Source organism: Ruegeria sp. CJ6 (genome assembly GCF_056536665.1).
This window is the reverse complement of the sequence record NZ_JBQFQB010000001.1, coordinates 622,240-643,440: the sequence shown is the minus strand read 5'-3', so window position 1 is coordinate 643,440 and position 21,201 is coordinate 622,240. Positions and strand designations below refer to the sequence as shown.

The following is a 21,201-nucleotide window of genomic DNA, read 5'->3' as shown; positions in this document are numbered from 1 at the left end:
TCAGAAATGCACAGGGGTATGTGCTATTCTGCAGGGGAAGCCTCAATCTGAGACATGATCTCAGCGATCACTTTTGCCCACAATTCAGGAGGTTGCGCGCCCGGAACGGCGTGCTGGTTTGCAACGATATATGTGGGAACCGAATTTACGCCCATTTCGCGTGAATGGCTGTCGCGGTTACGGATATCTTCTCGGTCGGCGTCTGACTGCAGCAGTTTCAGTACGACCGCTGCGTCCATGCCGACGCTGTCGGCGACATCAGCCAACACCTCATGATCACCAATATCACGCGCCTCGACGAAGTAAGCATTAAAGAGTGCATCGACCACGGCATCCTGCCTGCCCTCAATCCCCGCCCAGTGGATCAGGCGGTGGGCATCCAGCGTGTTGGGCGTACGTTTCATGCCTTCGAAATCGATATTCAAACCTGCGTTTTCGGCATGTTCGACAACGGGAGCGTATGCGCGAACTGCTCCGTCCTTACCGCCGAACTTCCGTTCAAGGTATTCGCGCCGATCCATGCCCTCGTCGGGCATATCGGGGTTCAGCTGAAAGGGGTGCCACTCGATCATAAAGGGGTGGTCTGGCACTTCGGCGAGCGCTTTGTCCAGATGGGTCTTGCCGATATAGCACCAGGGGCAAATCGGATCGGACATGATGTCGAGCTTTACAGTGTGTGTCATTCGGACGTCGCCTTGAAATAGGCCGGCAGGGCGCGGCGCAGAAGTTTGCCGTTGCCTCCGGTGGGCAAGGCGGGCAGATGGACAAAGGCACGCGGCTGTTTGTAGCGCGCCAACTTGTCAGACACATAGGCGTGCAGGTCCGCCGCGTCCAGTTCTTCGGGGCCAGTGTAGAAGGCAACGATGATCGAACTGTCCTGTTTTACCTCGACCGTAGCCGCCCCGACCTGGGTGATCTCGGGATGGGTGGATAAGGCCGCTTCGACTTCGACCGGGGAAACGCGATATCCGCCCGCATTCATCATGTCGTCATCTCGACCCAGATAGGTGATTTGCCCATCAACGGCCATCGCGCCTTGATCACCGGTCAGGAACCAATCCCCCTGCATCCGAGCAGCGGCCTCGTCCGGGGCATTCAGATAGGTTAGCATCAGGCCCGGATCTTCGCGATGTACGGCTATTGTTCCTTCCTGACCTTGTGGCACAGGGCCATCCGGCCCAAGGATGGCAATCCGACGCCCGGGCTGCGGCTGCCCCAACGCTGTGCCGCGTGCCGGGTGGCTTGGGCTGGATGAGATGAAGGTCGAGCATTCGGACATGCCGTAAGCCTCATAAAGCTCGGTGCCGGTGGACTGGACCCATTGTTCATACAGGTGTCGCGACAGCTTTTCCCCGGCGCAAAGGCCGTGGCGCAGATCGGGAAGGCCGGGCTGCGTGTCACTTTGCATCATCTTCCGAAAGACCCCCGGTGCGGCTGCAAAGATGGTGGCACGATGTTGTTTCAACAGGGCAGGCAGATCGCGTATGTCTGTCCCGGGTTCAGGGATCAGAGCCGTTGCACCAATGGCCCAAGGGTCCATCAAGCCGGTGCCCAGCGTGTAGGTCCAATTGAATGCCCCCGCATGGCACAGCCGGTCCGAGGATTTCAGGCCATACCAGCCGTCGACCATCATCTGCCGAGCCCAGATGGCGCGGTGTGCATGCGCAACCGCACGGGGTTTGCCTGAAGTGCCCGAAGTGTAGACCACGTAGGCCAGCCGCTCGGGATCTCCCATGGCAAAACTTGCAGGCGGAAGTGATCGCATCCGGGCCAGTTCAGGCAGCATGATCTGATCCGGGCGCGGCGCGCAGGCGACCTGAGGATCTCGCAAAATGGCGGCGGGTTTCAGATCGTCGATGATCTTTGCGGTCTCTTGCTCGGTCAGTTGTGATGAGGTGGGCACGGGGACCAGCCCCACGGCGATTGCGCCCAGATAGGCGATCGGAAAATCGACGGTATTGCCCAATCGCATGAGAACAATGTCTTGGGCGCGAAGGCCGCTCTGCAGCAATCCTGAACCGGTGCCCATTATCGCCGAATGCAGATCGCCATAGGTCCAGTCTGTTGCACCATCCGATCCCAGCACCGAAAGTGCGGTCTTCTCAGCTGAACTTTTCGCATGGCGCAGCACATGCGCGGCAAGATTGAATGGGCGCGGGCAGGGCGTAGGCGGCCCCTGATCAAAGATCGACAACATGAGAACTGGCTATCCCCGTGCGAGGCGCGTTGCAAGCAGGGCATGCTCGCCCTATAGAAAGACCCATGGCCACCAATGATCATAAATCTATCGTCAGAATTGCCCGCGACAATGGTGTCAACACCGAGTTGGAGCCGGTCGATCTGGGCGCGCGCGTGCGCGAACTGCGTAAAGCCCGCAACTGGACGCTGGAACAGGCGGCGAGTCAGGCGGGTCTGGCCCGGTCGACACTCAGCAAGATCGAAAATGGTCAGATGTCTCCGACCTATGATGCTTTGAAAAAGCTGGCGACCGGATTGGAGATTTCGGTGCCTCAGCTTTTTACGCCGCCACAACGCGATCAGGTGATCGGTCGAATGGCAGTGACCAAGATGGGCGGGGGTGCGGCCCATGCGACCACCACCTACGAACATGAGTTGCTGGCAGAAACGCTGACCAAAAAGCAGATGCTGCCCTATCGCGCCCGTGTACGTGCACGCTCGATGGAAGAATTTGACGGCTGGGTGCGTCACGATGGTGAGGAATTTCTGTATGTTCTGACCGGAGTGGTGCGGTTGTTTACCGAGTTCTATGAGCCGGTCGAAATGCGCCGCGGCGACAGCGCTTATTACGACGGCAGCATGGGGCATAACGTCATTTCGGTCAGTGATGAGGATGCGACGATCCTGTGGGTGACGTCACTTGCTTAGGGCTTGAGCCGCTTCGCGGTTCAATGCTTCGGTGAACAGGAAATCCTCAAGCTCTTCGCGCGCCTCGTTTACGGTCAGGTGGTGACGCTCGGCCAGGTAAGCTTCGAACTGTTTGCGATCTTCGCCAACGCGCGCCATATCCCTATCGCGCAGGTTCGGAAACCTACGTTTTGCACGCGCATATGACGCGTCCCAGTCTTGCGTCAGATCAGCCCAGTTTAGCATCTGCGAGCCTTCCTTAGTTGGTGTTTCAGGATTGCTCTCCCCCAAGACAGCCTACGGAGCGCCGTGCGTTGCTGCAGACATGACAAAATGTCGCAGCCGGAGTCGGGAGATAAGATGCAAAAAACCCGCTGCGGAGATACCGCAACGGGCCCACGGACCTGCTGTAAAGTGAGTGGCGGCCGGTCCGTTATTCTGCTGGTTCGAATAACCAGTTCAGTATTTTGTGTCCGATAAATACAGCAATTAACTGCATAATTATGAACATCGGAATGTGCGCAGGGTATATCCCCGCAAAGGTATCCGTAAAGCCCCTTGCGATTGTAACGGCCGGATTAGCAAAACTTGTGGAAGACGTATACCAGTAGGCGCCGGTAATATAGAGGCCCACAAGGGCTGGTACCGTGTCCGGCTTGTGCCGAATTCCGCCGAAAATCACAAACAGCAAACCCAAAGTGGCGATAATTTCCGAAAACCACTGATGAGCCCCGGTACGATGCATCGTTTCCGAAGTTTGCAGAATCGGCAGGTCAAACATGTAATGGCTGGCCCAGACCCCCGCGATACCTCCGGCAATCTGAACAAGCATGTAAGGGGTGACCGCACGCCAGGGATGTTCACCGCGCAGCGCAAAGGCCAATGTCACTGCAGGGTTGAAGTGAGCGCCCGAGACAGGGCCGAGCGTAGTGATGATAGCGTAAAGGATGCAGCCGGTCGCAATTGCATTGGCCAGCAACGCCAGCGCGATGTTCCCGTCGGACAAGGTTTGCGCCATGATGCCTGATCCGACGACGCCGATCAGCAGGAAGGCGGTTCCGAGGAATTCGGCAAAGTACTGGCGGGCGCTCACAGCAGGGCTCCAATACGTTTGAGATGTGCCGAGAGTTCAACGCTGTCCATGGTTTCAATGGGCAGCTCCAGAAGTGCTTCGGCGCGGCGCCCAAGAATGTCATATGCGGTCCTAAAGGCGGTTTCCCAGTCTGACTGAGACGCGGCAGCCGGGTCCTCGACACCCCAATGCGCGCGTACGGGGGCGCCGGGCCAGACGGGACATGTCTCTTCGGCGGCTGAGCCGCAAACCGTGATCACTATGTCCATTTCCGGAGCATTTTCTGCTGCAAACTCATCCCAGCTTTTAGAGCGGGCATCGCGGACGTCATGGCCTTCGGCACCAAGCAGCGTCAAGGATTGCGGATGCACCTTCCCGGTCGGGTTGGAGCCTGCTGAATAGGCGCGTACACGCCCTTCGCCGGTGTGATTGAAGAGCGACTCTAGCAGAATCGACCGAGCCGAGTTGCCGGTGCATAGAACCAGTATGTTCATGGGGGTATCCTTGGATTGATCGAGGACTATTCGGCCATTCGACCGATGTCATCCACCTTGTGTTGTAGTGAGATGCGGTCGAGCGTTTCGAACGGGAGGCTGGCAAAGGCGGTGATACGGTTGCGCAGCAATCCGTAGGCCTGCTGGAATGCCAGCTGCTTTTGCGCGTCGGTTCCTTCAACTTTGACCGGATCGGGCAGACCCCAATGCGCGCTTATCGGTTGTCCTGGCCAAGCGGGGCAGGCCTCGTTCGCTGCGTGGTCGCAGACGGTAAAGACAAAATCCATCTTTGGGGCATCAGCAGCGGCAAATTCTTCCAGTGATTTTGAGCGGAGTGAGGTCGTGTCGTAGTCTTTTTGCTTCAAGAGTTCCAAAACGATTGAATTTGGTCCGTCCGATGGTGCCGTTCCTGCCGAATAAGCACGAAACAAGCCGTTACCTTCATTGTTCAGGATGGCTTCAGCCATGATCGAACGGGCCGAGTTTCCGGTGCAGAGGAAAAGCGCATTCATAACGCGGCCAGGGGACGCCATAACGGGGTCATCCGAGGGTTGCATGCACAGATCAGGACGATTTTGACAGCAACCGCCCAGCAACTCATCAAACAGCCCGCGCACCGCTGGTAAGTTGGCGGAATATTGCAATGATGTCCCGCTGCGCGACTGCTGGATCAGCCCGGCGGATTTCAATGCATTCAGGTAGGTTGACGCAGTATTGGGTTTCAGCGCTAAAGCCTCGGCAATCTGACCCGCAGCAACGGTATCTGGATAGCGACGCATTAACAGCCGGAACAGATCCAGCCGCTTGGGATGTGCGAGTGCGTTCAGCCTGTCATGAATCTCTATTTCCATAATTCATGAAATATGGAAATAGAAGGGACTCGTCAATCCTGAAACCACCAGACCTGTGGCATATATTCTGGCCCATCGCCATAAATTGGCAGAGTGTCGGGTTGTTTCAGCTCTTTGACATGGGCGATACGGCCGACATCAAAGCTCCAGATAGGAATAACATAGCGACCCGCTGTCAGAACACGATCCAGCGCGCGCGTTGCCGCAACAAAATCCTCGTGGCTTTCCGAGGCCAGCATCGCGTCGATCAGCCCGTCCACGGCGGGCGAGGTCAGACCCATGACATTCCGCGTCCCAGGAGCGTTGGCGTTTTCGCTGCCCCAATACAGGCGTTGTTCGTTGCCTGGCGAGAGCGACAGCGCACGACGGAACGGGGTCATGTCAAAATCTTGCGCATCGATGCGTGAAGTATATTGCGCGTCATCTACTTTCTCGACTGTCAACTGGATACCCAGGCGTTCGAGGGCGCGGGCGTAGATTTCCGCGATCACGCCGACATCCTGCACCACATTCAGGCTGCCCTGGCTGATGACCAGATCAATCACAAACGGCTCACCGCTGGCGTTGCGAAGCTGGCCGTCCTGAATGGTCCATCCGGCCTCTTCCAGCAGTTTAAGCGCATTGCGGATATTTCGGCGGTTGCGTTCGGTTCCATCGCTTTGAGGCAATTCATATCCATCCAGCGTGCCCGGTGCCAACTCGGCGGCATAAGGTTGAAGCAATTCCTCGACACGACCAGTGGCCGGTCCGGGTTGCATCCCCAATTCCGAACCCGAGAAATAGGAGGTGATCCTGGGCTGCGCCCCGCCTGTAATGGTGTCGTTGATGAACTCGAAGTTGAAGGCCAGCGTTAGTGCCTCGCGTACGCGCCAGTCATCGAATGGGGCCTTGCGTGTGTTCATGACAAAGCCGGTCATGCCTGATGGTTTTTGATGGGGAATTTCCGTCTTCACAACATCACCGCGCTGAACCGCTGGGAAGTTGTACTGCGTATTCCATTTATCCGCGTTGAATTCACGAACGGCCGAAAGCTCGCCAGCTTTGAACGCTTCAAACGCGACTGTGCCGTCTCCGTAGAATTCAATCCGCATGTCATCCAGATTCATCGTGCCCTTGCGGTAGGGGATGTCGGCACCCCAATAGTCAGGATTGCGACGCAGGTTCACATAGCGGCCAGCCTCATAGTCATCGATTACGTATGGTCCGGAACCGATGGGTATATCGTGTAGTTGAGCGTCAGCGAACGACTTTCCCTCCCACTGCGCTTTTTGCAGGATCGGGCGCATTCCGGCGATCAGGGCCAGTTCGCGATCCGGTTCGTTAAAGGTGATCCGAACGCTGCGCGGTCCAGTCTGTTCAATGCTATCAATCTTGCCCCACAGCCCGCGATATCGCAGGTGGCCTTCGGTGCCCAGTGTCTCATACGACCAGATCACGTCATCGACAGTGACCGGCGATCCATCCGAGAATTCAGCATTTTCGCGCAGCGTGAATTCGACCCAGGTTCGGTCCGAATCCGTCTCTACTGATTCGGCTAACAACCCGTAAAGAGTGAAAGGTTCGTCCCAGGAGCGGCCCATCAGGCTTTCATGAGTCCAAAATCGCAACTGCCACGGCGCGGTGCCTTTTTGCACAAACGGGTTCAGACTGTTATAGCCGCCGGTATTGCCAAATACGACCTTGCCGCCCTTGGGCGCGTCAGGATTTGCGTAGGGTAGCGACACAAAATCCGGTGGTAGGGCCGGGTCACCATACATAGCTATGCCATGGGCCGATTCTGCTGACGCCATTGAGGCGGCGAAAATACAGGTGATTCCCACAATCGCGGGACGAAGGGGGCGGAGATAATCGGGGCTCATTTTGGAAACAATCCTGCTCTGGCCTTATTTTGTTTGGGATTCACCGTAGCCATGATTTTTCTTATTATCAAACTTTTAGCTTGGACGAGGGCGTGGAATTGCTTATAAAGGTTCTACTGCTCGATAGGTTTCTTGCCTGTATGAAACCTGCCTCAATAACTTAACGCCCGCTTCGTGCGGGCGTTTTTTTTGGCAAAACTCGTGCGGGTGCGCGGATCAGGTCATTCCCCGTTTTCTTTGCAGGTGCAGCATGGCACTGTGTTTGAGAAACAAAAACTCATAAGGAGAGTGCCATGAGTCTGTCGGGCAAAACAGCCGTCGTCACGGGGTCGAATTCGGGGATTGGGCTGGGCATCGCGCGTGAGCTGGCGAAGGCCGGGGCGGATGTGGTGCTGAATTCGTTCACCGACCGTGATGAAGATCATGCGCTGGCCACCGAGATTGGCAAAGAGACGGGAACCAACGCGCGCTATATCAAGGCAGATATGTCCAAGGGCGATGAATGCCGTGCACTGATCGAACAGGCAGGTGCTTGTGACATTCTGGTGAACAACGCCGGCATTCAGCATGTGGCTCCGATCGATCAGTTTCCGTCGGACAAATGGGATGCGATCATCGCGATCAACATGAATTCGGTCTTTCATACGATGGCGGCAGCGCTTCCGATGATGCGCGCGGCGGGCTGGGGGCGGATCGTGAATATTGCCTCGGCTCACGGTCTGACGGCCTCGCCCTACAAGGCGGCTTACATCGCGGCAAAGCATGGTGTCGTCGGCATGAGCAAGACCGTGGCGCTGGAGACTGCGCAGGAGCCGATTACCTGCAATGCTATTTGTCCGGGATACGTACTGACTCCATTGGTTGAGGCGCAAATTCCCAACACGATGAAAGAGTACAATATGAGCCGCGAGGATGTGGTGAAGAACATCCTGCTGGAGCGGCAGCCGTCGAAGGAGTTTGCCACGGTCGAGCAGCTGGGCGGAACTACGATCTTCTTGTGCTCGGATGCAGCGGCACAGATCACAGGAACGACGATATCTGTGGATGGGGGATGGACGGCATTGTGAGGGACCATGGGGGCTCTGCCCCCATACCCCCGAGGTATTTCTGGCCAGATGAAGAGGCGGAACCATGAAACGGATCAATCTGGCATTGCAGGGCGGTGGGGCGCATGGCGCGTTTACCTGGGGTGTACTGGATCGATTGCTGGATGAAGAGGATATCGAGGTTGCCGCGATCACTGGGACTTCGGCCGGCGCTTTGAACGGGGCAGCGTTCAAATCAGGGATGGTGCATGCAGGGCGCGAAGGGGCGCGGGCGTGTCTGGATGGGCTTTGGAAACGCATGGGTGCCGTCGGCGATATGCGAATTGCCCATTGGATGCGGGGCATTGAGCCTGCTCATGTTGCACAAGCGTTGGAGTACTCCGTTCCGTTCTCGATGGCCGAAGCATGGTCGCGGCTGGTATCGCCTTACGCCTATGGGCCGTTTTATCGCAATCCGCTCACCCCGGTTGTGGATCGGTTCAACTTTGATGAGATTTGTGCAGACGAAGGGCCCGCGCTGTTTGTCTGCGCCACCTGTGTGCGCAGCGGCAAGATTCGCGTGTTCACAGGCGAGGAGATTTCGACCGATGCGATTCTGGCCTCGGCCTGCTTGCCGAACCTGTTTCAGGCGGTTGAAATCTATGACCCGAAATCCGAGCGGACCGAAGCGTATTGGGATGGCGGCTATACCGGAAACCCGGCGCTTTATCCGTTGTTCGGTGGGGATTTGCCAGATGATGTGGTGATTGTGAACATCAACCCGCTGGAACGCGATGAGGTGCCTAAAACGCCGCAGCAGATTCAGAACCGGATCAATGAGATCAGCTTTAACTCATCGTTGTTTCGCGAGCTGCGTGCGATCAATTTCGTTCAACGGCTTCTGGCCGAAGGCAAGCTGAAGGCTGGTGAGATGAGCCGGGTGCTGGTGCATATGATCGCTGATGACGCCTTGATGAACGACCTTTCAGCGGCCACCAAGATCGTGCCAAACCCGGTTGTGCTGAACCGGCTGAAACAGTCCGGGCGCGATGCGGCGGATCAGTTTCTGAGCGTGCATAAGGACGATCTGGGTCAGCGGAGCACGGTCGATTTGCCCGCAATGTTTGGTTGATTATTCAGGCGGCTGGGTTGGGTCTTTGTCATTCGGGTAAACCAGACCCGCTGAGATCACCAGCTTGGCTGCATCCTCGATGGACATATCCAGCAGGATCACATCCTCTGCGGGGAAAAACAACAGGAACCCGGATGTGGGGTTTGGGGTTGTCGGGACAAACACGCTTAGCAACTCGCCCCCGGTTTCGGCGCGATCGCTCACTTCACCGCGCGCTGTTGTCGAGACGAAGCCGATTGCCCAGATGCCCCGGCGCGGATACTGGATCAGGCAGGCTTTTTCGAAAGACCGCTCGGTCTGGGCGAACACAGTTTCCGAGATTTGCTTGATCCCGGAATAAACCGAACGGACCACGGGCATGCGGTCGACGACACTCTCGGCGAAATGGATCAGAGAACGGCCCAGGATGCCCTTTGCGATCCAGCCGACGATAATCGTGAACAGCAGGAATATGACCACGCCAACGCCGCGCAGGTTGATGCCGACATATTCCGAGGGTTGGAACCGTTGCGGGATCAGGGGCAGGACGGCGCTGTCGATCCAGCCAACCACAGACCAGATTAACCAGATGGTCAGCCACACCGGAGCAATGACGACGATACCAGTCAGAAAGGACGCGCGTAGCCGGGAGAACAGGCCGGGGCGTCGGTGGGGTTCTTCGTCAAACGGAGTGTTCATTGCGGTCCTGAGTGGTTTGCGGAATTAGGTAAGCAGTCCGGGCGCTTGGTGCAATAGCTGGGGTCAGTGGGCTGATTCCGTCAGCGCACGCGCGATGACCGCTGCCAGTCGGGCGTTGTTGCGTACCAATGCGATGTTGGCGGTAAGCGAACGGCCTTCGGTCTGTTCATAGATACGCTGTAGCAGATAAGGTGTGACGCCTTTGCCAGTGATCCGGTGAGTTTCTGCATCGGCCTGTGCGGACGCGATGATCGGGGCCAGTTCCTCGGACGGGATCTGGTCGGCTTGCGGGATCGGGTTAGCGACCAACTGACCACCCGGCAGCCCCAACGCACGCCGTGTAGCGTGGGCTTTTGCTATGTCAGCGGCATCATCCATGCGCAGCGGGGCTGCCAAGGGTGATTTTGCGGACCAGAAGGCCGGGAACTCGTCCTGTCCGTGGGCGATGACGGGGACGCCGAGCGTTTCCAGAACTTCAAGCGTTTTGGCGAGGTCGAGGATGGCTTTGGCCCCGGCCGCGACCACAGTCACCGGGGTCTGCGCGAGCTCGTGCAGGTCAGCGGAGATGTCGAAGGAGGTTTCGGCCCCCTGATGCACCCCACCGATGCCTCCGGTGGCGAAGACCTCAATGCCTGCATAATGTGCGGCGATCATTGTTGCGGCGACGGTGGTGGCCCCGGTGCCGCCTGTGGCGAGGCAGGCGGCCATGTCAGCGCGTGACAGTTTGGCGACGCCTTGCGCTTGACCCAGTGCGCTCAGCTGGTCGGCTTCGAGGCCGACGTGCAAAACTCCGTCAATAACGGCAATCGTTGCTGGAACGGCGCCCGCATCGCGGATGTCTTGTTCAACCTGTGCCGCGACCTCGATGTTCTGGGGGTAGGGCATGCCATGGGTGATGATGGTGCTTTCCAATGCCACGATTGGTTGGCCCGCATCCTTGGCGGCGCGGACCTCTGCGGAATAGTGAATGGTGATCACAGTGGGGTTTCTCCGGAAACATAGGTTGCAGCGGCGCGCAGCGCGCGGCTGAGTGCCGCGTCGCTGTCGGCACCATTCGCCTCGGCGGCGATATGGGCGGCCATGAAAGTGTCGCCCGCGCCGGTCACGCGGGTGACCAGAACGGACGGGGGTGTTTGGGTCAAGACAGCATCAGCATCCCCGACGGTGGCCGAGTTGCCGCCATCGGTCACAAGAACCCGCAACGCGCCACGGTCCAGCAGGCCTTTGGCGGCGCTCTCGGAATCGGTGAACTCGCGTTGGCAAAGCAGTCCGGCCTCTTCGAGATTCACATAGAGCGTTGCACGGGCGTGTTTGAGGAAGGGCAGCAGCCGTTCTGCCTTGCCGGGCGAGGCCGGGGCGACGCGCAGGTCGGCTTTGGCAAAGGCGGGGCTTTGGGCGATCTCTTCAAGCAAGGTCAGCGTGAGGTTACCGTCCAGCGCGATGGGCCCTTCGAATGGTGTATTTTCATAACCCAGCGGACCATGCATCAAGGGACGCAGGATTTTGGCTCCGGCAGCTTCAAGCGAATGCGCATCGGCAATGGCGGCGATCAGCCCGTTGGCCCCTTCGACCGCCATGTAACGGTCGGTGGGCAGGTCTTGCGAGCGATAGATGTGATCGGTGACCATCCCTAAACGCGCGCAGGACCGGACCAGTTCATCCCCTTCAGCGTCGCGGCCAATTGCGGTCAGCAAAGTCGGGGTCATTCCGAACCGCACCAGCGTCATGGCGATGTTCATGGCGACGCCACCCGGCAGGCGAGTAATGCGGCCGGGTACATCCGAGCCCTGTCGCATGGCGCTGGCCGAGCGTCCGATCACGTCCCAAAGGACCGAGCCGATGCACAAAATTTCGCTTTTCTTGTTCATGCCTTGTGTCATGCCGCAGCCCCGACGCGGGTGCAAGGGTTAACGCTCGTATCCCTCAGCGCATTGCGGCAATCAGAGAGTTCAGCGCCTCCAACGGGTTATCTTGCGACCAGATTTCCTCTCCGATGCCGAAGAAATCGGTGCAGGGGGTGAGGTCTCGGATCAGATCGGACGTCAGGCCGCCCTCGGCCACGACGGGAACCTCGATCATTTCGGACCACCATTGGAACAGGTCCTTTTCGGCCTGAGTACCATCGCCCAGCGTGGCGGAACCAACCGGGCCAAAGGCCACGTAATCCGCGCCACTTTCACCAGCAGTCATCCCGTCATGGCTGGAAGACCCGCAAAAACTGCCGACAATCGCATCCGCGCCCAGCTCCTTACGGGCTGCCCTGACAGACCGCGCGCCGTCATCCAGATGCACCCCGTCCAGACCCAACCGCTGCGCCAGCAATACATGGTTGGAAATCACGATGGCCACATCGCGCGCATGCGCAACTTCGCGGCAAGCATCGGCGGCGCGCGCGATGGTATCTTCGTCGCTTCCAGCCAAGGCGAGGCGGATACATGCAATTTCAGACCCGTCCAATACGTGGCCCAATTGATCAGGGAATGTACTCAGCGCGATGGTCGGAGGCGTGATCAGGTAAATCTGCGGCTGCTCGGGGGTGTCCATGGCGCGTCCTTCGGGTTTGTCATCTTTCGCGCGGTTTAGCGGATTGCGCGGGGGAAGCAAACTTTTATGCCGGCTACGTACCCTTTTGCGAACAGAAGACGCCGGGCCGACTTGCCCTCGACCCATGCGGCCATTAGAGCAAGCGGAGTTTTTCGGAGTTAGCCATGCCCAGCGATACATCACAGCCGTCTTTTGTTCTGGTGCGCCCTCAGATGGGTGAGAACATCGGTGCTGCCGCGCGGGCGATGTGGAACTTTGGGCTGGATCGGATGCGGATCGTGGCACCGCGCGACGGCTGGCCCAACCCCAAGGCGGTGGCGATGTCCAGCGGGGCCGGGCGGCTTTTGGATGAGGCGCAGTTATTTGACGATCTGGCGGGCGCGCTGGAGGACACCACCTTTGTCTTCGCCACCACAGCGCGGCAACGTGGGTTGACCAAGCCTGTCTATAGCCCGGAGCGCGCAATGCAGCTTGCATCGCAGAAAGTGGCGGCGGGCGAAAAGGTCGCTGTTCTATTTGGCCCGGAACGGGCAGGGCTTGAAAACGAAGATATTGCCAAGGCCAATGCGATTATCTCGGTGCCAGTGAATCCGGAATATGCGTCGTTGAACCTCGGGCAGTGCGTTCTGCTGACCGCCTATGAATGGATGCGCCAGACCGGGGATGTCGTGCATGAGGCAACTGATCTGGGCAAGGGCGATTGGGCGACCGGGATCGAGGTTGAAAAGTTGGTCGAGCATTATGAGGACCGTCTGGAACAGGCCGGGTTCTTTTATCCGCCGGAAAAAGCCGAAGGAATGAAGGTGAACCTGCGCAATCTGTGGTCGCGGATGCGGATGACACGGGCCGATGTACAGATGCTTCACGGGATCATGCGGCAGATGGTCCGCTGGAAAGACAAAAGCTGAGGCTGGACCTATCTTCCGCCAAACCATAGCTTGCGACGAAATCAGGACATGAGGACAGCATGAGCGGTAAGCGCAGCATCTTCGAAGAGGTCTCGGACAGCGAAAAACAACAGGCCGTCCAACCCGGTATGATCGACCGGGGGCGTGGCGGTGCGCGGGCCGCGATCCGGGTTTGGCTGATGATCCTGTTCGCGCTGGTCGTGATCATGATTGCCGTGGGCGGGCTCACGCGGCTGACCGACAGTGGACTATCGATCACCGAATGGCGACCTATTACGGGTGCGATCCCACCGATGAACGCCGCCGACTGGCAAGCCGAATTCGACAAATACAAGCAGATTGACCAGTGGCGCATTCAGAACCAATGGATGGAGCTGGATGATTTCAAAACCATCTATTGGTGGGAATGGGGCCATCGCCAGTTGGGCCGCGTGATTGGATTGGTTTGGGCCGTTGGATTTATCGGTTTCCTTGTGGCTCGCAAAATTCCGACAGGATGGGCTAGTAAGCTGCTGATCCCCGGCCTGCTTGGCGGTGTTCAGGGTGCTGTAGGCTGGTGGATGGTCGCCTCGGGCGTCACACAGGGTGAAGGCATGACCGCCGTTGCCAGCTATCGTCTGGCAACGCATCTTGGCTTGGCCTTCGTGATCCTCGGCTTTCTTGCCTGGTACATCTTTGAACTTGGCCGTGACGAACGCGACCTGATGCAGGCCCGCCGCGCGAAAGAGGCTAAGCTTTTCTCGATATCGACCGGACTGCTGCACTTCACCTTCCTGCAAATCCTCATCGGTGCGCTGGTGGCCGGGATCGACGCGGGGAGGTCCTACACTGACTGGCCCCTGATTGGCGGTCAGTTGCTGCCGCCCGATGCGGCCATGCTGGAACCGATGTGGCGTAACTTCTTTGAAAGTCCCGGTCTGGTGCAGTTTATCCACCGTTGCGTCGGCTATCTGCTGTTTATTTTCGCCATCATAGTCTGGCGGCGCGGTGGCAGCAGCGCGCACCCACAGACCCGCTTTGCCTTCAACGCCATGTTCGCGGCTTTGTCACTGCAAGTGGTCGTGGGCATCATCACAGTCGTCTATGCGGCACCTTGGCAGATTGCCATTTTCCACCAGTTCATGGCCGTGGTCGTCTGGACACTGATCCTGCGCGCCCGCTTCCTGACAGCTTACCCTATCGCAACATCTGTGCGCGGAGCATGATCCCATGACAGCATACAATGACCTGATGGCCTTTCAGCGCGAAACCTCGGCCCTGGGCCAGATTGCCGGTAGGCTCGGCTGGGACCAGGAAACGGTGATGCCGCGCGGTGCCGCGCCGCAACGGGCCGAGGAAATGGCAGCGATCGAGGCTGTATTGCATGCTCGCCGCTCTGACCCTCGCGTTGCCGAATGGTTGGAGCAGGCCGCACCGCAAGATGAGGTCGGCAAGGCACAACTGCGTGAGATACGCCGCGCCTATGACCGCGCGGTGAAGGTGCCCGCCGATCTGGCGACGGCGATTGCCCGCGTGACATCCGCCGCGCAGGGCACATGGGCCCAGGCGCGAGCGGACGAAGATGTCTCAGCCTTCCTGCCGGTGCTGGAAGAAGTTGTCTCGCTGAAACGGCAAGAAGGTGAAGCGCTGGCACAGGGTGGCGACGTTTATGACGCGATGGTCGAGGATTACGAGCCCTACACAACCGGCGCTCAGATCGCCGCGATCTTTGACGAAATGCGCCCACGTCTGGTGGCTCTTCGCGCCGCCGTTCTGGATCGCCCGGAACCTGTCGCGCTGACCGGCAGCTTTGACGAACTGACCCAGATGCGCCTGACGCAGAAACTGGCCACGACATTCGGCTATGACCTCAACAATGGCCGCGTCGACAAAGCGGTGCATCCGTTCAGCTCGGGCAGTGGGCTGGACGTTCGGATCACCACCCGCACCAGCGAGACCGATCCGTTCAACTGCTTTTACTCGACCATTCACGAGGTTGGACACGCCGCCTATGAGCAGGGCATCGACCGCGATTACCTGCTGACCCCGCTGGGACGTGGTGTGTCGATGGGTGTGCATGAAAGCCAAAGCCGGATTTACGAAAACCAGCTGGGCCGCTCGCGCGCCTTTACCGGATGGCTGTTTGACCAGATGAAAGAGGCGTTCGGTGATTTTGGCATCGCCGATGCAGATGCGTTCTATGCCACCGTCAACCGCGTCCACAACGGCTATATCCGGACCGAGGCGGATGAGGTGCAGTACAATCTGCACATCATGCTGCGGTTTGATTTGGAACGCGCACTGATGGCCGGTGACTTGCAGGTCGGCGACCTTGAAGCCGCCTGGAACAACCGCTTCAAAGCAGATTTTGGTTATGCGGTCGACAAGCCCTCGAATGGATGCTTGCAGGACGTACACTGGTCGGTTGGCCTGTTTGGCTATTTCCCGACCTATTCGCTGGGTAATGTCTATGCGGGATGCCTGTATCAAACACTGCGCGCGGCAATTCCCGGACTTGAGGGGCAGTTGGCAGCTGGCGATACTTCCGGGGCGACCGGTTGGCTTCGAGAGCATGTGCAGCAGCATGGAGGACTGTACGCGCCCCGCGAAATCATTCAGCGCGCCAGTGGGGTGAAACCAGGGCCGGAGCCGCTGTTGGCTTATCTGGAGCAGAAGTTCGGGGCGTTGTACGGGCTTTGAGGCGTGCTCGTGGCGCTCCGGCGTTACATTGGCCCTGACGGTAGCATTTCGATACGCAAGGCAACAGCGGCGAAGAAAAGGCCGCTTCCTGCCAATACAAACACGTGCCAGATGGTGTTGTGGTAGGGCAGCCAGTCCAGAAGGTAGAATACCACGCCTGCGGTATAGATGAGGCCTCCGGCGATCATCAAAGTAAGGGTAAGGGGTGAGAGTTCGGCCAACATGGATTGTCCGGCCCAAACCGCGGCCCATCCCATCAGAAGATACAGCGCCAGCCCAAACCAGCGGAAGCGGTTCGGGTCGATCATCTTCAGAACAGAGCCCAGCGTCGCAGAAGACCACAGCCCCAGCAAAAGCCCCGGAGGTTGCGAAGCCGAGAGCAGCAGGAACGGCGTATAAGTTCCTGCGATCTTCACGTAGATACCCGAGTGATCAAGGCGGCGCAGAAACTCTGCCCACTCATCATGCTCTATCATGTTGTAGAGCGCCGAGAACGTCAGCATCAAAACCAGAGTTATTCCATAGATCGAGGCGCCCAAAACCGCCGCCGGGTCTGACCGATAGAAGACTGTCATGATGATCAGCATAGGCGCTGCGATCACCGCCGAAGAAACACCCAGCACATGAACAACACCGTCACTTATTCGCTCAGCACGGCTGTAGGCAGGTCGGATATGGGCGAATGACCACATATCGAAATGCTAGGCGTGCCGGGTCTGCTGGGGCAAGCCCACCCTCGTGCCGTTGGCAGGAACGTGACCCTGAGTAACAAAAACGCCCGCAATACGGGCGTTTTGTTACACTTCTGTAGTGCTTTGTTATTCCTCGGCTTCTTCGTCACCCTGGTCGGCGATCCAGGCCACACTGACGACTTCTTCGCCTTTACCGGTGTTGAATACACGCACACCACCCGCGCTGCGGGAGCGGAACGAGATGCCCTCGACCGGCACCCGGATCGATTGGCCCTTCGAGGTAGCCAGCATGATCTGATCGTCGATTTCTACGGGGAAGGAGGCAACCAGTTCGCCGCCGCGCATGGCTTTGTCCATGGCTGCAACGCCCATGCCACCGCGACCGCGGACAGGGTAGTCGTGACTGGAGCTCAGCTTGCCCGCGCCGCCCGACGTGATGGTCAAGATCAGGTTCTCGGCTGCCGACATCTCGGCATAGCGTTCCTGCGTGATACTGCCAGGCGCGGCTTCGTCCTCGTCCGTTTCGCCGTCATCCGCAATGCCCGCGACTGCGCGGCGCATCTTGAGGTAGGCGGCGCGCTCGTCCGGGTCGGCCTCGAAATGGCGAACTACGGACATCGAGACGACACGGTCGCCATTGCTCAGCCTGATGCCGCGCACACCGGTAGATTCGCGTGAGTTGAAGACACGTACATCAGTGGTCCGGAAGCGGATCGCACGGCCCGAATTGGTGACCAGCATCACGTCTTCATCTTCTGAACAGATGCGGGCGTTTACCAGTTCCACATCCTCGGGCAGTTTCATTGCGATCTTGCCATTGCGGCGAACGTTCGTGAAATCTGACAGACGATTGCGGCGGACATCACCTGCACTGGTGGCGAAGACGATTTGCAGGTTCTCCCACTCTTCATCCGGCACATCCACGGGCATGATCGCCGCGATCGAGACACCGGTCGGGATCGGCAGGATGTTGATGATCGCCTTGCCCTTACCGGTCCGGCTGGATTGCGGCAGACGCCAGGTCTTGAGCTTGTAGACCATGCCTTCGGTGGTGAAGAACAGCAGTTGCGTATGCGTGTTCGCCACGAAGAGATTGGTGACAACATCCTCTTCCTTGGTCTGCATACCCGACAGGCCTTTGCCGCCACGCTTTTGCGCCCGGAAATCGGCCAGCGGGGTCCGTTTGATGTAGCCGCCTGAGGTGACAGTCACGACCATATCTTCGCGTTCGATCAAGTCTTCGTCTTCCATATCACCGGACCAGTCAACGATCTCGGTGCGGCGGTCGACGGCGAACTGCTCGCGCACGCTGCGTAGCTCATCGGCGATGATGCCCATGATGCGCTCACGCGAAGACAGAATATCCAAGTATTCCTTGATCTTGTCGGCCAGTTCTTCCAGTTCGTCCGTGACTTCCTTGACACCCAGTTGGGTCAGACGCTGCAGCCGCAGTTCGAGAATGGCGCGGGCCTGTACCTCGGTCAGGTTATAGGTGCCGTCGTCATTCATCTTGGACAGCGGATCGTCGATCAGGCGTAGATAGCCTTCGATCTCGGATGCAGGCCAGCGGCGCGTCATCAGTTTCTCGCGCGCTTCAGCGGCGTCTGCTGACGAGCGGATCGTGGCAACCACTTCGTCAACATTCGAAACGGCCACGGCCAGACCACACAGGATGTGACTACGCTCACGCGCCTTGCGCAAGTCATAGGCTGTGCGGCGGGCAACAACATCTTCGCGGAAGTCGATGAACGAGGTCAGGAAGCGGCGCAGGGTCAGCTGTTCGGGTCGACCACCGTTCAACGCCAGCATGTTGCAACCAAATGAGGTCTGCATCGGCGAGAAGCGGTAGAGCTGATTCAGAACCACTTCGGGCGTTGCATCGCGTTTCAGTTCGACCACGACACGCACACCATTGCGGTCGGATTCGTCCTGTACGTGGCTGACGCCTTCGATGCGTTTTTCACGCACGGCTTCGGCGATCTTTTCGATCATCGAGGCTTTGTTCACCTGATAGGGGATCTCGTCGACAACGATGGCGTACCGATCCTTGCGCAGCTCTTCTACGCGGGTCTTGGCCCGGATGATGACGCTGCCACGGCCCTCCAGATAGGCTTTGCGCGCACCGGACCGGCCCAGCATGACGCCACCGGTCGGGAAATCGGGGCCGGGGACGTATTCGATCAGTTGCTCGGACGTCAAATCCGGATCGTCGATCAGCGCAAGCGTGGCGTCGACCACTTCACCCAGATTATGCGGCGGGATGTTCGTGGCCATACCCACGGCGATACCGCCAGCACCATTGACCAGCATGTTTGGGAAACGGGCGGGCAGGACGGTCGGTTCCTTGTCCTTGCCGTCGTAGTTGTCCTGAAAATCAACCGTCTCTTTTTCGATATCTGCCAGCAGCGCGGCGGCGGGTTTGTCCATCCGTACTTCGGTGTAACGCATCGCCGCCGGGTTATCGCCGTCCATTGAGCCAAAGTTGCCCTGACCGTCCAACAGCGGCAGCGACATCGAGAAATCCTGCGCCATCCGCACCAGCGCGTCATAGATCGCACTATCACCATGCGGGTGGTACTTACCCATCACGTCACCAACCGGACGGGCCGACTTGCGATAGGACTTGTCATGAGTGTTCCCGGTCTCATGCATCGCGTAGAGAATACGCCGATGCACCGGTTTCAGCCCATCGCGCAGATCGGGGATCGCACGGCTGACAATGACCGACATCGCATAGTCCAGATAGGACGTGCGCATTTCGGATTCGATGGATACCGTCGGGCCGTCATAAACGGGGCGCTCGGGCGGGGTTTCGTCCATGTTTTCAGGGATTTCTGGCGTATCGCTCACGTAGGCTGCCCGTGTCTTGTTCTTGATCTATATCTTGTGGATACACTTTATCAGACCCGGCATATAAGGTGCAAGCAAGCAACCGTTCCCCGGCCAAATTAGGTCGGTAACACCTGAGTAACATATTGTTATCTAAGTATTAGGACAGTTCCGTGTTACTCTGAGTAGACCTTGTAACAAGATTGGAGGTCTGCATGGCGCAAAGTGAAACTGAACTCATGCTTAAGGGGTACGGGCTGACCACGGCGGAATTTTTCTACCACATGCCCGACTATATTCACGTACTGAACACGTTTATTTGGCAGGATTACGACCTTGCTCCGGACCATCCGAAGCTGTTCGAATTCGTAGAATTCTGGCAGAAAGAGATTGAAGGTCCGCTGCACTCGGTCAGGTTCACGCACCGTAAAATGATCGCGCCTGGGGAATGGCGCAACATGGTGGGTGAGTTTCGGGTAAATTAGCCCTCAGGCCGAGCAGCTCGCGCCGCCCAATACACAGAATTTGGCGCAGTGCGGGTGGTTCAGATGCACGTCGGCCTCGGCCTCTTCAAGGGTTTCGCCCAATTCAAACTCCGGTGAATAAGGCAGCAGCGTACAGGCCAGCACTACCGGGCGCTCGGCGCCTTTGCGTTTGACAACCATACGCGAGCTGGCGCACATCACCGCATCGGGGGATTTGTCCAGGATGCCCCAGCAAGCGGTTGTAATTTCAGGAACTTCAACTGTTTCGTCCATCTCGGGAAACAAAACTGTTTGGCCCGGATTTTGCGCATCAATGTCAAAGCCGTGCTTGGCAAAGAATGCTGCATACCCCGCGCGGCTTTCAGCGTCGCTATCCCCCCAGACTGTGCGCCCGGCAATTGCCATCCTAAAGCCGTTATCCCGCAACCACTCCATCCCCGTCAGAGTTTTGGCAAAACTGCCTTTGCCGCGTTCTTCGTCATGCAGATCGGGGCGGTAGTGGTCGACGGAGACACGCAGCGTCAGTTTTTCTGCGTAGTCGCGCTGTAATTCCAGTAAACCCTCGCGCATTTTGCGGCGCATCATCGGCCGCATTGCATTGGTCAGGATCAAAACTTCGTACCCGCGCTCTAGCGCAACGCGCGTCATCTCGATCATCTCGGGGTTCATGAAGGGCTCACCACCTGTAAAGCCTATCTCGCGGATCGGCCATTGGCGCTGTTCGATCTGATCCAGATAGTCGCGGACTTCGTCGGCGGTGATGTAAACCAGAGCATCGTTGGTTGGGCTGCTGGCGATATAGCAGTTTACGCACTCGATGTTGCACAGCGTTCCGGTGTTGAACCAAAGGGTTTCGGGACGAGTCAGCGCGACGGACGCGCGCGTTTGCCCGTCTGCGGTCACTAAACTGTTCTGAAACTTCCCGATATTCGCAGCCTGTAGGGCGTTGTCTTTCATTCCGGCATCCGGTTCTGTGCTTGTGCCAAACCGACTTAACCGTTTGTGCCGGTTTAGTTAAGAGTATCTACCCCTCGCTGACAGAGTTTTGATGTGGGAAGAAAGTTGCTGATTGGTTGCGCTAACATTGG

At 58.1% G+C, this 21,201-nt stretch carries 21 protein-coding genes; 7 read left to right on the top strand and 14 right to left on the bottom strand.

Annotation, left to right across the window (positions count from 1 at the left end; all coding sequences use genetic code 11):
* Positions 1-23: 23 nt before the first annotated feature.
* Both ACR0BT_RS03255 and ACR0BT_RS03250 read right to left on the bottom strand, forming a co-directional pair.
* Positions 24-683, bottom strand: a complete 660-nt coding sequence (locus ACR0BT_RS03255) for a DsbA family oxidoreductase (protein WP_480762521.1) — start codon at positions 681-683, stop codon at positions 24-26.
* A complete protein-coding gene (locus ACR0BT_RS03250; RefSeq protein WP_480762520.1) occupies positions 680-2,197 on the bottom strand; it encodes a class I adenylate-forming enzyme family protein in 1,518 nt (505 codons plus the stop codon). The genes ACR0BT_RS03255 and ACR0BT_RS03250 overlap by 4 nt, the downstream gene beginning before the upstream one ends.
* A 65-nt stretch (positions 2,198-2,262) precedes the next feature.
* On the opposite strand from ACR0BT_RS03250, the gene ACR0BT_RS03245 reads away from it, so the two are divergent.
* Positions 2,263-2,886, top strand: a complete 624-nt coding sequence (locus ACR0BT_RS03245; RefSeq protein ID WP_170396891.1) for an XRE family transcriptional regulator — start codon at positions 2,263-2,265, stop codon at positions 2,884-2,886.
* Here the strand turns inward: ACR0BT_RS03245 and ACR0BT_RS03240 are convergent.
* From ACR0BT_RS03240 to ACR0BT_RS03220, 5 genes are all read right to left on the bottom strand, one after another.
* Positions 2,875-3,111 carry a hypothetical protein gene (locus ACR0BT_RS03240; RefSeq protein WP_170396893.1) on the bottom strand — a complete coding sequence of 79 codons (237 nt, stop codon included), beginning with the start codon at positions 3,109-3,111 and terminating at the stop codon, positions 2,875-2,877. The two genes, ACR0BT_RS03245 and ACR0BT_RS03240, sit on opposite strands and share 12 nt — an antisense overlap.
* Positions 3,112-3,298: 187 nt before the next feature.
* Positions 3,299-3,958 carry an MIP/aquaporin family protein gene (locus ACR0BT_RS03235; RefSeq protein ID WP_170509637.1) on the bottom strand — a complete coding sequence of 220 codons (660 nt, stop codon included), beginning with the start codon at positions 3,956-3,958 and terminating at the stop codon, positions 3,299-3,301.
* Positions 3,955-4,431, bottom strand: coding sequence for an arsenate reductase ArsC (locus tag ACR0BT_RS03230; protein ID WP_170396900.1), 477 nt, complete (start codon positions 4,429-4,431; stop codon positions 3,955-3,957). Before ACR0BT_RS03230 ends, ACR0BT_RS03235 begins: the two co-directional genes overlap by 4 nt.
* 26 nt (positions 4,432-4,457) lie before the next feature.
* Positions 4,458-5,282, bottom strand: a complete 825-nt coding sequence (locus tag ACR0BT_RS03225; RefSeq protein WP_480762519.1) for an arsenate reductase/protein-tyrosine-phosphatase family protein — start codon at positions 5,280-5,282, stop codon at positions 4,458-4,460.
* Between the two features lie 32 nt (positions 5,283-5,314).
* Entirely contained in the window at positions 5,315-7,141 is a 1,827-nt protein-coding gene (locus ACR0BT_RS03220; protein WP_480762518.1) for an extracellular solute-binding protein, read from the bottom strand.
* A gap of 293 nt (positions 7,142-7,434) precedes the next feature.
* Between ACR0BT_RS03220 and ACR0BT_RS03215 the strand changes: the two genes are divergently transcribed.
* Both ACR0BT_RS03215 and ACR0BT_RS03210 read left to right on the top strand, forming a co-directional pair.
* A complete protein-coding gene (locus tag ACR0BT_RS03215; RefSeq protein WP_170421879.1) occupies positions 7,435-8,208 on the top strand; it encodes a 3-hydroxybutyrate dehydrogenase in 774 nt (257 codons plus the stop codon).
* Between the two features lie 64 nt (positions 8,209-8,272).
* The gene (locus ACR0BT_RS03210; protein ID WP_170421876.1) at positions 8,273-9,298 is read left to right on the top strand and encodes a patatin-like phospholipase family protein; all 1,026 of its coding nucleotides are present in this window, start codon (positions 8,273-8,275) and stop codon (positions 9,296-9,298) included.
* Here ACR0BT_RS03210 and ACR0BT_RS03205 read toward each other — a convergent pair whose 3' ends face one another.
* From ACR0BT_RS03205 to ACR0BT_RS03190, 4 genes are all read right to left on the bottom strand, one after another.
* On the bottom strand, positions 9,299-9,976 hold the full coding sequence (locus ACR0BT_RS03205) for a DUF502 domain-containing protein (protein ID WP_170396909.1): 678 nt from the start codon (positions 9,974-9,976) through the stop codon (positions 9,299-9,301).
* A 63-nt stretch (positions 9,977-10,039) separates the two neighbouring features.
* Positions 10,040-10,954, bottom strand: a complete 915-nt coding sequence (locus ACR0BT_RS03200; protein ID WP_170595474.1) for a pseudouridine-5'-phosphate glycosidase — start codon at positions 10,952-10,954, stop codon at positions 10,040-10,042.
* Entirely contained in the window at positions 10,951-11,844 is an 894-nt protein-coding gene (locus ACR0BT_RS03195) for a PfkB family carbohydrate kinase (protein ID WP_480762517.1), read from the bottom strand. The genes ACR0BT_RS03200 and ACR0BT_RS03195 overlap by 4 nt, the downstream gene beginning before the upstream one ends.
* 55 nt (positions 11,845-11,899) lie before the next feature.
* Positions 11,900-12,520, bottom strand: coding sequence for a thiamine phosphate synthase (locus ACR0BT_RS03190; protein WP_170626905.1), 621 nt, complete (start codon positions 12,518-12,520; stop codon positions 11,900-11,902).
* A 164-nt stretch (positions 12,521-12,684) separates the two neighbouring features.
* Between ACR0BT_RS03190 and ACR0BT_RS03185 the strand changes: the two genes are divergently transcribed.
* Genes ACR0BT_RS03185 through ACR0BT_RS03175 form a run of 3 tightly spaced genes read left to right on the top strand, consistent with a single transcriptional unit; the run spans position 12,685 to position 16,107 of the window.
* A complete protein-coding gene (locus ACR0BT_RS03185; RefSeq protein WP_170396917.1) occupies positions 12,685-13,428 on the top strand; it encodes an RNA methyltransferase in 744 nt (247 codons plus the stop codon).
* A 59-nt stretch (positions 13,429-13,487) separates the two neighbouring features.
* Positions 13,488-14,633 (top strand): heme A synthase, encoded by a 1,146-nt coding sequence (gene ctaA, locus ACR0BT_RS03180; protein WP_480762516.1) that lies wholly within the window; start codon positions 13,488-13,490, stop codon positions 14,631-14,633.
* A 4-nt stretch (positions 14,634-14,637) separates the two neighbouring features.
* Positions 14,638-16,107, top strand: coding sequence for a carboxypeptidase M32 (locus tag ACR0BT_RS03175; protein ID WP_480762515.1), 1,470 nt, complete (start codon positions 14,638-14,640; stop codon positions 16,105-16,107).
* 23 nt (positions 16,108-16,130) lie between these two features.
* Here ACR0BT_RS03175 and trhA read toward each other — a convergent pair whose 3' ends face one another.
* Complete coding sequence (gene trhA / locus ACR0BT_RS03170; RefSeq protein ID WP_480762514.1) at positions 16,131-16,799, bottom strand: PAQR family membrane homeostasis protein TrhA; 669 nt, start codon at positions 16,797-16,799, stop codon at positions 16,131-16,133.
* Positions 16,800-16,925: 126 nt separating this feature from the next.
* On the bottom strand, positions 16,926-19,649 hold the full coding sequence (gyrA, locus tag ACR0BT_RS03165; RefSeq protein WP_480762513.1) for a DNA gyrase subunit A: 2,724 nt from the start codon (positions 19,647-19,649) through the stop codon (positions 16,926-16,928).
* A gap of 194 nt (positions 19,650-19,843) precedes the next feature.
* Between gyrA and ACR0BT_RS03160 the strand changes: the two genes are divergently transcribed.
* The gene (locus ACR0BT_RS03160; protein ID WP_039535770.1) at positions 19,844-20,113 is read left to right on the top strand and encodes an usg protein; all 270 of its coding nucleotides are present in this window, start codon (positions 19,844-19,846) and stop codon (positions 20,111-20,113) included.
* Positions 20,114-20,116: 3 nt separating this feature from the next.
* Here the strand turns inward: ACR0BT_RS03160 and ACR0BT_RS03155 are convergent, their stop codons facing one another.
* Positions 20,117-21,070 (bottom strand): radical SAM protein, encoded by a 954-nt coding sequence (locus ACR0BT_RS03155; protein ID WP_480762512.1) that lies wholly within the window; start codon positions 21,068-21,070, stop codon positions 20,117-20,119.
* Positions 21,071-21,201 lie beyond the last annotated feature (131 nt).

What these genes read in the sequence shown, in the direction of transcription:
- ACR0BT_RS03195 (WP_480762517.1), bottom strand. Translation starts at nt 11,844, where the DNA reads ATGAACAAGAAAAGCGAAATTTTGTGCATCGGCTCGGTCCTTTGGGAC.
- ACR0BT_RS03160 (WP_039535770.1), top strand. Translation starts at nt 19,844, where the DNA reads ATGGCGCAAAGTGAAACTGAACTCATGCTTAAGGGGTACGGGCTGACC.
- ACR0BT_RS03205 (WP_170396909.1), bottom strand. Translation starts at nt 9,976, where the DNA reads ATGAACACTCCGTTTGACGAAGAACCCCACCGACGCCCCGGCCTGTTC.
- trhA (WP_480762514.1), bottom strand. Translation starts at nt 16,799, where the DNA reads ATGTGGTCATTCGCCCATATCCGACCTGCCTACAGCCGTGCTGAGCGA.
- ctaA (WP_480762516.1), top strand. Translation starts at nt 13,488, where the DNA reads ATGAGCGGTAAGCGCAGCATCTTCGAAGAGGTCTCGGACAGCGAAAAA.
- ACR0BT_RS03240 (WP_170396893.1), bottom strand. Translation starts at nt 3,111, where the DNA reads ATGCTAAACTGGGCTGATCTGACGCAAGACTGGGACGCGTCATATGCG.
- ACR0BT_RS03215 (WP_170421879.1), top strand. Translation starts at nt 7,435, where the DNA reads ATGAGTCTGTCGGGCAAAACAGCCGTCGTCACGGGGTCGAATTCGGGG.
- ACR0BT_RS03185 (WP_170396917.1), top strand. Translation starts at nt 12,685, where the DNA reads ATGCCCAGCGATACATCACAGCCGTCTTTTGTTCTGGTGCGCCCTCAG.
- ACR0BT_RS03210 (WP_170421876.1), top strand. Translation starts at nt 8,273, where the DNA reads ATGAAACGGATCAATCTGGCATTGCAGGGCGGTGGGGCGCATGGCGCG.
- ACR0BT_RS03250 (WP_480762520.1), bottom strand. Translation starts at nt 2,197, where the DNA reads ATGTTGTCGATCTTTGATCAGGGGCCGCCTACGCCCTGCCCGCGCCCA.
- ACR0BT_RS03220 (WP_480762518.1), bottom strand. Translation starts at nt 7,141, where the DNA reads ATGAGCCCCGATTATCTCCGCCCCCTTCGTCCCGCGATTGTGGGAATC.
- ACR0BT_RS03190 (WP_170626905.1), bottom strand. Translation starts at nt 12,520, where the DNA reads ATGGACACCCCCGAGCAGCCGCAGATTTACCTGATCACGCCTCCGACC.
- ACR0BT_RS03155 (WP_480762512.1), bottom strand. Translation starts at nt 21,070, where the DNA reads ATGAAAGACAACGCCCTACAGGCTGCGAATATCGGGAAGTTTCAGAAC.
- ACR0BT_RS03230 (WP_170396900.1), bottom strand. Translation starts at nt 4,431, where the DNA reads ATGAACATACTGGTTCTATGCACCGGCAACTCGGCTCGGTCGATTCTG.
- ACR0BT_RS03245 (WP_170396891.1), top strand. Translation starts at nt 2,263, where the DNA reads ATGGCCACCAATGATCATAAATCTATCGTCAGAATTGCCCGCGACAAT.
- ACR0BT_RS03175 (WP_480762515.1), top strand. Translation starts at nt 14,638, where the DNA reads ATGACAGCATACAATGACCTGATGGCCTTTCAGCGCGAAACCTCGGCC.
- ACR0BT_RS03255 (WP_480762521.1), bottom strand. Translation starts at nt 683, where the DNA reads ATGACACACACTGTAAAGCTCGACATCATGTCCGATCCGATTTGCCCC.
- ACR0BT_RS03225 (WP_480762519.1), bottom strand. Translation starts at nt 5,282, where the DNA reads ATGGAAATAGAGATTCATGACAGGCTGAACGCACTCGCACATCCCAAG.